Source organism: Niastella vici (assembly GCF_002077945.1).
Lineage (GTDB): Bacteria > Bacteroidota > Bacteroidia > Chitinophagales > Chitinophagaceae > Niastella > Niastella vici.
Window position 1 is genome coordinate 1 of the sequence record NZ_LVYD01000041.1, and the last position, 12,018, is coordinate 12,018.

Consider the following 12,018-nt stretch of genomic DNA (forward strand, 5'->3'; position numbering starts at 1 on the left):
CCTCAAATTACTTTTGAGACAGCCTCTTTACATTTACAGGAGGTTCCCTTCCATAAAATTTAAGAAACTATTTCCGGCGATTTGAATTAAGTTGCTGCTGTGTTAGCGCCCCTTTCTGCCGGTGACCTCCTAAACATGGGCGGAAGATCAATTATGAGTAAAACCGTTTTTTCATTATTACTATTGTGTATCGCTATACAATTAAACAACCTGATACCCTGGAGTGCTTCCCGAAAGCTAGACTGGAGCGATTTTAAAGGCACCCCCGATCCGCATTCAAACAACGCCGCCCTCACCAGCAGCAATATCAATATAGATTTTGGCTACGACGAAAAAGGATTTCAATATACCATTAAATGCAATTTTGATATGAACCGTTCGTGGGTGCGCATCAAAAACAACGACGTGCTGGCCCATGAACAGGGACATTTCGATATTGCAGAAATATATGCCCGCAAACTGAACAAGCTGATGAAAGGCTATCACTTCAATGCCAAAACAGCCGGCACCGATGTGAACCAGCTGTATGAAAATACCATGAAGCAACACCGGCAAACCCAGGTGCAGTACGACGAAGAAACCGATTACTCCCGCAACCGGCCAAAGCAGCAGGAATGGTTGAAAAAGATTGCTGATGATTTAAAAAGCCTGGATGAATTTTCCCACTATCAGCAGGAAATAAAGTCGCCACACGGCAACCATTAGAACAACCCGTATAACTGCGAATCGATCTTGCGAATAATGTCACCGAGGTGCTCGTCGTTTTCGGGGAATTTGTTCTTGTCGATATCTATTACCAGCAGGGGGCCTTCTTTATAGCCATCGATCCACTTATTATAGAAATCGTTGAGGCGCTTGAGGTAATCGAGGCGGATATTCTCTTCGTATTCGCGGCCGCGTTTTTGAATTTGAGCAACCAGGGTAGGCACCGATGCTTTCAGGTAAATGAGCATATCGGGCGGTTGCACCATGGTTTTCAGGGTTTCAAAAAACATAAAGTAATTATCGAAATCGCGCTTGCTCATTAAACCCATTTCATGCAGGTTGGGCGCGAAAATGTAAGCGTCTTCGTAAATGGTGCGGTCCTGAACAACTGTTTCGGTACCACGATGAATATCGTTCAGTTGCCTGAGCCGGCTGTTGAGGAAATAGATCTGCAGGTTAAAACTCCACCGTGGCATATCGTCATAAAAATCGAACAGGTAGGGGTTATGGTCTACATCTTCGAACTGGGGTATCCAGCGATAATGTTTACTTAGCAATTCAGTGAGCGTAGTTTTTCCCGCGCCGATATTACCCGCTACCGCAATATGCTTCGGTTTCTTAGTTTTTGCCATTATGTTAGAGTTCTATGCTATATCCCGTTTCGCCTCCCGACATGTTGGGGAGACAATCAAAAATTTAAGATATTAATTCTTTCCGGTTTTTAACCTGTTCGAAGCCCTTTTTTAATAATAATTCAACCCCATGGCCTGGCGAACCACCTGCATGGTTGCCTGGGCGCTGGCCCTTGCTTTTTCGGCTCCCTGGATCATTACTTTTTTCAGGTACTCAGTATCCTGTTGAATGGCTTCGGCCTTCTCCCGTATGGGGGCAATAAACCGCACCATATCTTCGGCCAGCTGTTTTTTCATATCACCATACCTGATGGTACATGCGTTAAAGTCAGCTTCAAACTTTTGCACGGTATCAGGTGCGCTTACCAGCTTCATCAGCAAAAACAGGTTCTCAATGTAATCGGGTTTGGGTGAGTTGGGTGCTGTGGGACCACTATCGGTAGTGGCCTTCATTACTTTTTTGCGTATGAGGTCATCAGTGTCGCTGAGGTATAAGGTGGCGTACTGGTTCTCGCTCTTGCTCATTTTACCGGCGCCATCGAGGCTGGGTACTTTTATGAGTTCGCCACCATAATTGAAGGCAACCGGCTCGGGAAACACTTCGCCATAACGATGTTGAAAGCGCACCACAATATTGCGGGCCATTTCAAGGTGTTGTTCCTGGTCTTTACCCACTGGCACCAGATGGGCGCGGTGTAAAAGAATATCGGCTGCCTGTAATACGGGATAGGTTAGCAAACCGGCGTTCACATTTTGCGGATGCTGACGCACCTTATCTTTAAAAGTGGGGGTCTTTTCCAACTCGCCCACCATCGACAGGGTGCTCAGGTACAGATACAGTTCAGAAGTTTCATATATATGGCTCTGGCAGTACAGAGCGCATTTTTCGGGATCGAGGCCGCTGGCCAAATGTTCGGCCAGCACCCGGTGAATATTCGTTTTTAATTGCGAGGTATCGGGGTGGGTGGTCAATGAATGCAGGTCGGCCAGCATAAAAAAGCAGGGATACTCATCCTGCATGCGCACAAAATTGCGTAAGGCACCAAAATAATTGCCGAGGTGCAAAAACCCGGTGGGGCGAATGCCACTCATTACGATTTCTTTCTTAACACTTTGCATAAGGAGGGCGAAGATAAGAATTCCCCCCAACCCCCTGAAGGGGGAGTCATAAAATCTTAATTAATTTGATTATCAATGAATTAATAGTTGGTCAAACCAATTACTGCGTTATTTACTGCGTCAATTACCGATTGCCCGGTTGACCATTCACCATTGACCATCGACCGCTCACAACTCACCGCTCACCAAAGCAAGAAATCAGCTATTTTTGTTTACTATGGAAGTAAATGATGCATTGGTACAAAACCTGGCCAATCTGGCCCGCCTGCAGTTCAACGATCAGGAAAAAGAAATAATTAAGAAAGATCTGCAACGAATGATCCATTTCGTCGACAAACTGAATGAACTGAATACGGAAGGGGTAGAACCGCTTTTACATATGACCGACGCCATCAATATATTACGTGAAGATGAGGTAAAAGGGTCTATTTCCCGGGAAGAAGCGTTGAAGAACGCCCCCGATTCAGACGGAACGTTCTTTAAAGTGCCAAAGGTTATCAAAAAACAGGAGTAACCGGCACTACCCTATCATCAGGCATTAAACTTTTTCTATGAGCGCGATCATTCAACTCGAAGGCATACGCAAGAGCTATTTTATGGGTAAGGAACCATTGCAGGTGCTGAAGGGCATTGACCTTAAAATTTTCACCAATGAATACGTAGCGCTCATGGGGCCCTCGGGTTCGGGCAAAAGTACCCTCATGAATATTCTTGGCTGCCTTGACTCCCCTTCTGCCGGCCGGTATATCCTGAACGGGCAGGATGTAAGCAAGATGCCCGACGATGACCTGGCCGATGTTCGTAATAAAGAGATCGGATTTGTATTTCAGCAATTCAACCTGCTGCCAAGGCTTACCGCCCTGGAAAATGTGGCCTTGCCCCTGGTATATGCCGGTGTTTCGCGAAAACAACGCACCGAAATGGCCATGGACGTAATTAAAAAAGTAGGGCTCGAAGAAAGAAGCCATCACAAACCAAATGAACTATCGGGCGGTCAGTGCCAGCGGGTGGCCATTGCCCGGGCGCTGGTCAATAATCCATCGCTCATTTTGGCCGATGAACCAACGGGTAACCTCGATACCAAAACTTCAAAGGAGATCATGGATATCTTCAGCCAGATACAGGCTGCCGGCAATACGGTGGTGCTGGTAACCCATGAAGAAGATATTGCTCATTATGCCAAACGCATCGTGCGCCTGCGCGACGGCCTCATAGAAAGCGATAAATTGAAACAGGAACTGGTGGGGGCAGGATAAGTTTTTAAGTTCGTTAGTTCTTAATTCCCGGTACAGGTTGCAAGTTGCAGGGGCGCTGCCTTCAGCGTTCAGGTTTTCACGTTTCCCGGCCTCACGCACATAATTCACATTTTCACATCGACAAAACATGGCACAAAAGATATATACCAAAACCGGCGACAAAGGCTCTACTTCATTAATTGGCGGAACCAAAGTCCCCAAATCGCACCTGCGCATAGAAGCCTATGGCACCGTTGATGAATTAAGTTCCTGGATCGGGCTGTGCCGCGACCTGCTCACCGATGAAGCCAGCCGGGCCATCTTACAGGAAGTGCAGGACCGGTTATTTACCCTGAATGCCTCACTGGCCTGCGACCCCGAAAAAGAACCCAAAATGCGCATTCCCGACCTGCGCGAAGAAGACATCACCTTACTCGAAAAGGAAATGGACCGCATGAACGAAGTAATACCGCCCATGAAGAGTTTTATATTACCCGGCGGTAATCCCGTTCTGTCGCAATTACATATAACCCGTTGTGTTTGCCGCCGCGCCGAACGCTGTTGCGTACGTCTTGAGCAGGAAAGCCAGGAAGTGGAGGGCATTATTATAAAATACCTTAACCGCCTCAGCGATTATTTATTTGTGCTTGCCCGTTATGCGGGGCACCAAATGCAGATAGAAGAAATTCCCTGGAAACCGAGGATTTAATTAGCCAGCCCATTAAACAATCTTCCCGTCCTTCATATGCAATATGCGGTCGCTCATTTGCGCCAGTTCTTCGTTATGGGTAACTATGAGGAAAGTTTGATTGAACTGCTGCCGCAGGGTAAAGAACAACTGGTGCAGCTCGCGGGCATTGGCCGAATCGAGGTTACCTGTTGGTTCATCGGCAAAAATAATAGCAGGTTTATTGATGAGCGCGCGGGCTACGGCTACCCGTTGCTGCTCACCCCCCGATAATGCATTGGGTTTATTATCTATGCGATCGCCCAGGCCCAACATCCGTAATAACTCTACAGCGTTTTCTTCCACCTCTTTCTTGCGCCGCCCGGCCATCCAGCCGGGGATACATACATTTTCCAGGGCGGTAAATTCGGGCAGCAGGTGGTGGAACTGGAACACAAACCCCACATGCCGGTTACGAAAGGCCGCCATTTGCTTCTCGCTAAGGAAATTGAGGCGTTGATTTCCAACGACTACATCCCCCTTATCGGGCTTATCGAGTGTGCCCAGAATGTGTAACAACGTGCTTTTCCCAGAGCCGGAAGGCCCTACAATACTGGCAATTTCACCCTGCTTTATTTGCAGGTCAACCCCTTTCAAAACCCATAACTGCCCATAATATTTTTGAATATTCGTCGCTGTCAACATGTGCTGTGAATTACTAATAATAGGCGTCAAGATACTACAAACCAATGGCTTCCCGTTCATATTGGCCTTTTGGGGAAACTTTTTAAGAAATCCTTCCATTAAGTTTCAAAGATAGATTTGGTTTTTTCATTAGGAGGGTTACTTTTGCGAAAAATTGAGGGGGAATGGGGAACAGAAACCTGGCTATTTTCTCCGACCCTGAATACAGTAACTGTTCGTGGATTTAAAACTTTAAACAGGCTAAACACATGTTTTGGACATTAGAACTTGCATCCTATCTCGAAGATGCACCGTGGCCTGCCACCAAAGATGAGCTGATTGACTACGCCATTCGTAGCGGTGCACCCATTGAAGTGGTAGAAAATCTTCAGGAACTGGAAGATGAAGGAGAGATATATGAAGGTATAGAAGACATCTGGCCGGACTATCCCAGCCAGGACGATTTCTTCTTTAATGAAGATGAGTATTAAAAGCCCATGGCTAAAAAATAATGCAAACCGGTCGCGTTAAGCGGGCGGTTTTTTTTCTTTTGACAAAAAATGCGAAGCAGGTAAAGCTTCCGGGTTCAAATCGCTAAATAAAGGCGGGCACTATAATGAAAAAAGGGCGAGCCGCTGCAGTTGCACCGACCCACCCTTTTGAATTTCTTACTTTTTATTTCCTACTTCCTATTTCGGAAGCTTATTTCTCCATTTGCTCAATAACCGCCTGCGTAACCCCGGTGAATGAGAATCCACCATCATGGAACAGGTTCTGCATGGTAACCATTTTGGTAAGGTCGCTGAACAGGGTAACACAATAATCGGCACACTGATCGGCACTGGCATTACCCAGCGGGCTCATTTTTTCGGCATAAGAGATAAAGCCGTCAAAGCCCTTCACCCCGCTACCGGCAGTGGTTTTGGTAGGTGATTGCGAAACGGTGTTGATGCGCACCTTCTTCTTAACACCATAGTGATAACCGAAATTGCGGGCAACGCCTTCGAGCAATGCCTTCGCATCAGCCATTTCGTTATAATCGGGGAATACGCGTTGGGCCGCAATATAGGTAAGGGCTACCACGCTGCCCCAGTCGCTAATAGCATCCATTTCCCAGGCTGTACGCAGCACGCGGTGCAGCGACATTGCCGATATATCAAGGGTCTTCTGGTTAAACCCGTAATCGATCTCGGTATAATGCTTGTTCTTACGTACGTTCAGGCTCATACCAATGGAGTGCAGGATGAAATCTACCTTGCCGCCGAAATGCTTCATAGCTTCCTCGAACAGTTTCTTAAGGTCATCCATGCTGGTAACATCGGCGCCCACTACGGGGGCATTCACGGCTTCGGCCAGCTTGTTGATTTCGCCCATACGCAAAGCCACCGGCGCATTGGTTAAAACCAGTTGCGCTCCTTCTTCATGACAACGCAAAGCGGTTCTCCAGGCAATTGATTTTTCGTCCAAAGCACCAAATATGATCCCTTTCTTTCCTTTAAGCAGGTTATATGCCATAGAATATATTTTTATTTAGCAGGCGCAAAAATAGCATCATTTTCCATTTTCCGCACAAATGCTGTATTTCATTAGTACAACTAATCGCAACTTTAACCGGGATCAGCCAATTAGTTCATCACCATCTCCCGTGCATTTTCAAGGGCAGCGGCAGTTGGCTTTTCGCCACTGAGCATTTTAGCAATAGCGGTAATGCGTTCGTCCTGCGACAACAGCTTGATATTTGTTTTAATGGAATTGCCTTTGACATCCTTGTAAACGAAGTAATGGGCATCAGCCTTGCCGGCAATTTGCGGCTGATGGGTAATGCTGAACACCTGCCGTTTGCGGGCCAGCTCTTTCATGATAATACCCACCTGTTTAGCGGCTTCGCCCGAAATACCGGTATCAATTTCATCAAAAATGAGGGTGGGCAAATCGAGACTCTGGGCAACCAGTGATTTAATACATAACATTAACCGGCTTAGCTCACCGCCCGAAGCCACTTTGCGAATGGGCTCAAAACGGTTGCTTTTATTGGCATCGAACAAAAATTCTATATCATCGGCCCCGGTACTTTGTAAGGCCGCCAGCGGAGCAACTTCAACCTGCAGGCGGGCATTGGGCATACCTACCTGGGCCAATAGCTTGTTCACCTTATCCTGCAATGGCTTCACCTGTTTAACCCGGTTAGCCGTTAATTTAGCAGCCAGTTCAGTGGCTTTTTGCAATAATTGCTGTACTGCTTTTTCTTTGGCCATTATGGCTTCATCGATATTCAGCACAGCCTGTAACTTCTGTTCCAGGTTATCTTTTATTGCCAGCAGTTCCTGCGTGGTATGTACACCGTGTTTCTTCAGCAGCTTATAGCCGGTTGAAATGCGTTCGTTCAATTGCTCGATCTTTTGCGGATCATACTGCACCTGGTCATTGATGCGCTCCACCTCATCGGCAATATCCTGCAACTCTATCTGCGCCGACAACAACCGTTGCAATATGGCGGGTAATGCGGCATGATGATCAGTGAACCCGCTCAACTGGTTACACAATGATTTCAGCTGTTGTACCATGGGCGATTCGCCTTCACTCAGCTCATATGCTACTTTGCTCATGGCCGTTTTTATGCCTTCTGCATTACTGAGCAGCTTCAGCGTGGTATCGGCTTCTTCCAGCTCATTTTCCTTCAGGGCTGCATCGTGCAGCTCATCGAACAGGAACTTGTTGTAATCGTATTCTTTGGTAAACTGGTCTTTCTGCTGCTGCAGGGTGCTTAATTCGTGTTGCGCCTGATGCCATTGACTGAACGATGCCTGGTATTGCTGCAATAACTCGGCATTACCAGCCAGGGCATCGAGCACCTGGCGTTGAAAATCGCTTTCGCCCAGTTCAAGCGTATCGAACTGGCGATGCAGGTCAACCAGCATGGAGCTTAACCGGCGCAATTGTTCCAGATTTACCGGCGTATCATTTACAAAAGCCCGCGATTTGCCGTTACTGCCAATTTCACGCCTTATGACCAGTTCATCTTCCACATCGAGGTCCTCTTCGCGTAAAAAGGCTTTCACCGCTTTCTTTTCGGCGATTACAAATATTCCTTCTACATAACATTTTTTATCGCGGCTCTGCAATACCGAGGTATCTACCCGGTCGCCCAGTATCAACGACAGGGCGCCCATTAAAATAGATTTACCTGCACCGGTTTCACCCGTAATAATATTCAGCTTTTGCGAGAAGTCGATCTCTATCTCGTCAATAATAGCGTAGTTCTGTATAAAAAGTTTTCTAAGCACAGTACGATTTTGAGCGTAACAAATATAATGGCGATCGGGCATTAATAATAATGGGGTTTTCCCCAATACCAGTCCAAAGTTTACAGTTACCGCGAACTGTTTCACGATTATTCATTATTGCACCTTGCCATCCCGGCCTTAGCCCGTTGGTCAAGCGAATTCTTAAAATCATGATCTTTCATGTTTATGCATCGTTGAAACCATTGTATGGCGGTTTGTTTATCGCCCCGCTTTTCAAATATAAAACCGGTTTGCAGGGCGGCCCGGGCAGCAAAATGCTCCTTTCGTTTTTCGCCCAGGTCAATGGCCTGTTTATAGAATACAATGGCCAAACTGTCGTTCTCCACATCATCGAACAAACGGCCGGCGCGGTAGGCAAACTCCAGTTTTTCTTCATTCAATGCAAAATTACCGGTGTTCTTCCCATGTAACAGCGCAAGCGCCTGGTGGTAATAACCGCCATCATTCAGCAAACGCGCCTGCAGCAACAACTTATTAGGCCATTGATCGGTTCCGGCCTCTTTTTGCGCCTGCTTATCGGCCTCCGAATAGGTGCTGCCGCTGGTGAGTATCCGTTGGCGGTAAGCCCCTGCTTTGGCCTCATCGCCCTGCAGGTAATAATACCAGCTTAATTTCTGCAGTACATCCTTTACATAGAAAGTGCCTTTAAAATTCGTGATAAAACGTTCGAGGTATTGGGCGGCTGCGGGGTCAAGGTGATGTACTTTGGCATAACCAAGCTCCATATCCCACAATGGGGTGGCCAGGTAAGCAGGGCTGGCATTCCGCCCCTGAATGATCTGCTCTGCTATTTCAGCCTGCTGGCTATTAAGCCGCAGATTGGCGGCCAAAAAGGCAAATAAATGATGGTTCACCACATCGAGGTGCTGCTGATCGATGAACTGAAAAACACCGGGCTTATCATTTTCAATATAAAACTTCAGGTAACAGTAATAGAAAATGGCCTCATCGTGAAAGAGGGTCGACCATTCATCGGTTCCCTGCAAAAAATTGCTGATGCGGTTCATTCCCTTTTTTATACTGCCACCGATGCCCAGCAGGCTGCTCAGCCATTTATAGCCATCGGGAATGGTACCGGCCGCTACCTGCATGGCGCCGGCATATAGCAGGTTCGGCGCAAAATCGGGGAACGATTGCAAATTGCTTTTCACCTGTAAATACGAACGGCGAAACTCCCACCCCGCATCCCAGGTATTACCGAATTTTATCTTTACTGCCGCCCATTGAAAATGGATCACCGAGCGGGTAAACAACAGTAACGGCGAATTATCAGGGCCCTCGCCCATCAAATTTAACCGGGTTTCACGATTGGGCAATCGCTTTTTGAATTCGGCAGGGTCTTCATTGAAGAACAGGGTGAAAAAATCAATATAGTTCTCGAGAAAATAAGGAATGAGGTTATTGGGATGCTGGACCTTCTCTACATTCAGCAACTGCTGGCCGTTGTTTAATTTCAGCTGAAGGATCTCGTGATACGCCTGTTTGCACCGGTCGTTAAAATCAAATACTTTTTGTACCCGCGTGGGTACAGCCCGGACAGGCACATACAACAATACCAGTAAGAGTGCCAAACCTGTTGGCCCCAGCCGATTCATGCCTGCAAGATACTATTTCGAAAAACAAAAAGGGTGCTCATTGCTGAACACCCTTTTCAATATGATGAAAGAATTCTTATTTCACATCTACACTGTCGAACAGGTCGCGGTCAACCAGAATACGGCCGCAGTTTTCGCATACGATGATCTTTTTACGCTGACGGATCTCGCTCTGGCGTTGTGGCGGAATGGCGTTAAAGCAACCACCGCAGGCATCACGTTCTACAGCTACCACACCTAAACCGTTGCGGTAGTTCTTGCGAATACGATCGTAAGAATGCAACAGGCGCTCTTCTACTTTTTCACGGGCTTCAGAAGCCTGTTTATTGTATGCTTTTTCTTCTTTTTCGTTGGTAGCGATGATCTTTTCCAACTCGCCTTTCTTGGTGCCTAAAACACCTTCTTTGGTAGCGATGTTCTTTTTGGCTTTATCGAGTACCACTACTTTTTCAGCGATCTCTTCATTGGCATCGCGAATGTGTTTTTCGGCCAGCTTGATCTCCAGCTGCTGCATCTCAATCTCTTTATTGATGGCCTCAAACTCACGGCTGTTCTTTACGTTCTCACTTTGCTTTTCGTATTTCTTGATCAGGGCTTCAGCTTCCTTGATCGCGTTCTTTTTTTGATTGATAAACTCCTGTATGCCGTTGATCTCTTCTTCAATACGAACCTGGCGGGCATGTAAACCCTGAATTTCATCTTCCAGGTCGCTCACTTCCATTGGTAACTCCCCTTTCAGGATCTGTATCTCATCGATCTTCGATTCTATCTTCTGCAATGCTACGAGTGAGCTTAATTTTTCTTCTACAGAGTAGTCTTTAACGTTAGCCATAAAGAAATTTATAATTTGTTGTTTATACCCGCCAGGCCCTTTGAGTGGGGGTCAAATGCGGTCCCCGGCTGTTGTTCCCTGATGCATCTTCCGTTGCGACGCTCCGTTCATCGTCCGGTTCACACCCTCACAGAAATCACACAAAATAATGCACCGGGTTGGTTTTTAAAGCCGTTTTAAGGACGGCAAAGGTAGGAAATTTTTCCTGCAAAACCCCAGCCAGTAAATCTATGGTGAATTGCTCACTTTCAAAGTGACCGATATCAGCAATTATGAGCCGGCCATTGGCATCAAAAAACTCATGGTATTTCATATCGCCCGTGATGTAGATGTCGGCCCCGGCAGCTAATGCTTTGGAAACCAGGAAACTACCTGCGCCGCCGCTAACCGCCACCTTCTTCACCGGGCGGCCCAACAGGGCCGTATGGCGTATGACGGTAAGGCCAAAAGCCTGTTTTATCTGCATCAGGAAGGCGGTTTCAGGCACCGGCTGGGGCAGCTCGCCCACCAGCCCCGACCCTATGCCGGGATGCGTATTGGTCACATTTACAATATCATAGGCCACTTCTTCGTACGGATGGGCGGTTCGCAGGGCCCGCACCAGGGCTGTTTGCAGGTAAGCGGGGAAAATGACCTCAATTTTAAGCTCCTTTTCATAATGGCGCTCGCCGGGCTGGCCAACAAAGGGATTGGTGCCTTCGCCCCCTTTGAACGTGCCCGTTCCTTCTACCCCAAAACTGCATTCGTCGTAATTGCCAATATCGCCCCCACCCGCTTCAAACAGGGCTGCCCGCACCTGTTCTACCTGATCAACCGGTACAAAAGTGTACAGTTTCCTGAGGGTAGCTTCTTTGGGCGACAGGATCTTCCGGTTCACCAGACCCAGTTTATCGGCCATCATTCCGTTCACCCCGGTTATTACATTATCGAGGTTGGTATGAATGGCATAGATGGCGATGTCGTTCTTTATGGCTGTAATAATGGTCTTTTCTACATAATTCCGCCCGGTTATCTTCTTTAGCCCGCCAAAAATGATGGGGTGATGCGCCACTACCAGGTTGCAGCCCCGTTGTATAGCTTCTTTGACCACTTCTTCGGTAGCATCGAGCGTACACAATGCCCCGGTGCACTTCCAGCCAGGATCACCCGTTAGCAACCCGGCATTGTCATAACTTTCCTGTAACGAAGGCGGGGCAATGGATTCAAGCAGGGCAATGATTTCGGCAATTTTCATATTTCACAAT

At 47.2% G+C, this 12,018-nt stretch carries 13 protein-coding genes; 5 read left to right on the top strand and 8 right to left on the bottom strand.

From position 1 onward, the window contains the following. Nucleotides 1-153: 153 nt before the first annotated feature. A complete protein-coding gene (locus A3860_RS09635) occupies nt 154-705 on the top strand; it encodes a DUF922 domain-containing protein (RefSeq protein WP_158085191.1) in 552 nt (183 codons plus the stop codon). Here the strand turns inward: A3860_RS09635 and A3860_RS09640 are convergent. Together A3860_RS09640 and trpS are read right to left on the bottom strand one after the other, a co-directional pair. Next, nucleotides 702-1,337, bottom strand: a complete 636-nt coding sequence (locus A3860_RS09640) for a deoxynucleoside kinase (protein WP_081146469.1) — start codon at nt 1,335-1,337, stop codon at nt 702-704. The genes A3860_RS09635 and A3860_RS09640 overlap by 4 nt on opposite strands. A gap of 111 nt (nt 1,338-1,448) precedes the next feature. Then, entirely contained in the window at nt 1,449-2,456 is a 1,008-nt protein-coding gene (gene trpS / locus A3860_RS09645; RefSeq protein WP_245843504.1) for a tryptophan--tRNA ligase, read from the bottom strand. Between the two features lie 217 nt (nt 2,457-2,673). Between trpS and gatC the strand changes: the two genes are divergently transcribed. From gatC to A3860_RS09660, 3 genes are all read left to right on the top strand, one after another. Next, the gene (gene gatC / locus A3860_RS09650) at nt 2,674-2,970 is read left to right on the top strand and encodes an Asp-tRNA(Asn)/Glu-tRNA(Gln) amidotransferase subunit GatC (protein WP_081146471.1); all 297 of its coding nucleotides are present in this window, start codon (nt 2,674-2,676) and stop codon (nt 2,968-2,970) included. A 37-nt stretch (nt 2,971-3,007) separates the two neighbouring features. Beyond that, complete coding sequence (locus A3860_RS09655; RefSeq protein WP_081146472.1) at nt 3,008-3,712, top strand: ABC transporter ATP-binding protein; 705 nt, start codon at nt 3,008-3,010, stop codon at nt 3,710-3,712. Nucleotides 3,713-3,839: 127 nt separating this feature from the next. After that, nucleotides 3,840-4,400, top strand: a complete 561-nt coding sequence (locus A3860_RS09660) for a cob(I)yrinic acid a,c-diamide adenosyltransferase (RefSeq protein ID WP_081146473.1) — start codon at nt 3,840-3,842, stop codon at nt 4,398-4,400. 12 nt (nt 4,401-4,412) lie between these two features. On the opposite strand, the gene A3860_RS09665 is transcribed toward A3860_RS09660, so the two are convergent. Then, nucleotides 4,413-5,063, bottom strand: a complete 651-nt coding sequence (locus A3860_RS09665; RefSeq protein ID WP_081146808.1) for an ABC transporter ATP-binding protein — start codon at nt 5,061-5,063, stop codon at nt 4,413-4,415. Between the two features lie 248 nt (nt 5,064-5,311). On the opposite strand from A3860_RS09665, the gene A3860_RS09670 reads away from it, so the two are divergent. Further along, a complete protein-coding gene (locus A3860_RS09670) occupies nt 5,312-5,533 on the top strand; it encodes a DUF2795 domain-containing protein (protein ID WP_014221625.1) in 222 nt (73 codons plus the stop codon). 211 nt (nt 5,534-5,744) lie between these two features. Here A3860_RS09670 and A3860_RS09675 read toward each other — a convergent pair whose 3' ends face one another. The 5 genes from A3860_RS09675 to A3860_RS09695 all read right to left on the bottom strand — a co-directional run bounded on the left by A3860_RS09675 (nt 5,745) and on the right by A3860_RS09695 (nt 12,008). Further along, nucleotides 5,745-6,557 (bottom strand): enoyl-ACP reductase FabI, encoded by an 813-nt coding sequence (locus A3860_RS09675; protein ID WP_081146474.1) that lies wholly within the window; start codon nt 6,555-6,557, stop codon nt 5,745-5,747. A 110-nt stretch (nt 6,558-6,667) separates the two neighbouring features. Further along, nucleotides 6,668-8,326: a DNA repair protein RecN gene (gene recN / locus A3860_RS09680; RefSeq protein ID WP_245843505.1), complete on the bottom strand. Its 1,659-nt coding sequence runs from the start codon at nt 8,324-8,326 to the stop codon at nt 6,668-6,670. A gap of 107 nt (nt 8,327-8,433) precedes the next feature. Continuing rightward, entirely contained in the window at nt 8,434-9,942 is a 1,509-nt protein-coding gene (locus tag A3860_RS09685; RefSeq protein ID WP_081146475.1) for a tetratricopeptide repeat protein, read from the bottom strand. 76 nt (nt 9,943-10,018) lie between these two features. Continuing rightward, nucleotides 10,019-10,774 carry a zinc ribbon domain-containing protein gene (locus A3860_RS09690; RefSeq protein ID WP_081146476.1) on the bottom strand — a complete coding sequence of 252 codons (756 nt, stop codon included), beginning with the start codon at nt 10,772-10,774 and terminating at the stop codon, nt 10,019-10,021. A gap of 136 nt (nt 10,775-10,910) precedes the next feature. After that, nucleotides 10,911-12,008 carry a Nif3-like dinuclear metal center hexameric protein gene (locus tag A3860_RS09695; RefSeq protein ID WP_081146477.1) on the bottom strand — a complete coding sequence of 366 codons (1,098 nt, stop codon included), beginning with the start codon at nt 12,006-12,008 and terminating at the stop codon, nt 10,911-10,913. Nucleotides 12,009-12,018 lie beyond the last annotated feature (10 nt).

What these genes read in the sequence shown, in the direction of transcription:
- A3860_RS09635 (WP_158085191.1), top strand. Translation starts at nt 154, where the DNA reads ATGAGTAAAACCGTTTTTTCATTATTACTATTGTGTATCGCTATACAA.
- A3860_RS09640 (WP_081146469.1), bottom strand. Translation starts at nt 1,337, where the DNA reads ATGGCAAAAACTAAGAAACCGAAGCATATTGCGGTAGCGGGTAATATC.
- trpS (WP_245843504.1), bottom strand. Translation starts at nt 2,456, where the DNA reads ATGCAAAGTGTTAAGAAAGAAATCGTAATGAGTGGCATTCGCCCCACC.
- gatC (WP_081146471.1), top strand. Translation starts at nt 2,674, where the DNA reads ATGGAAGTAAATGATGCATTGGTACAAAACCTGGCCAATCTGGCCCGC.
- A3860_RS09655 (WP_081146472.1), top strand. Translation starts at nt 3,008, where the DNA reads ATGAGCGCGATCATTCAACTCGAAGGCATACGCAAGAGCTATTTTATG.
- A3860_RS09660 (WP_081146473.1), top strand. Translation starts at nt 3,840, where the DNA reads ATGGCACAAAAGATATATACCAAAACCGGCGACAAAGGCTCTACTTCA.
- A3860_RS09665 (WP_081146808.1), bottom strand. Translation starts at nt 5,063, where the DNA reads ATGTTGACAGCGACGAATATTCAAAAATATTATGGGCAGTTATGGGTT.
- A3860_RS09670 (WP_014221625.1), top strand. Translation starts at nt 5,312, where the DNA reads ATGTTTTGGACATTAGAACTTGCATCCTATCTCGAAGATGCACCGTGG.
- A3860_RS09675 (WP_081146474.1), bottom strand. Translation starts at nt 6,557, where the DNA reads ATGGCATATAACCTGCTTAAAGGAAAGAAAGGGATCATATTTGGTGCT.
- A3860_RS09685 (WP_081146475.1), bottom strand. Translation starts at nt 9,942, where the DNA reads ATGAATCGGCTGGGGCCAACAGGTTTGGCACTCTTACTGGTATTGTTG.
- A3860_RS09690 (WP_081146476.1), bottom strand. Translation starts at nt 10,774, where the DNA reads ATGGCTAACGTTAAAGACTACTCTGTAGAAGAAAAATTAAGCTCACTC.
- A3860_RS09695 (WP_081146477.1), bottom strand. Translation starts at nt 12,008, where the DNA reads ATGAAAATTGCCGAAATCATTGCCCTGCTTGAATCCATTGCCCCGCCT.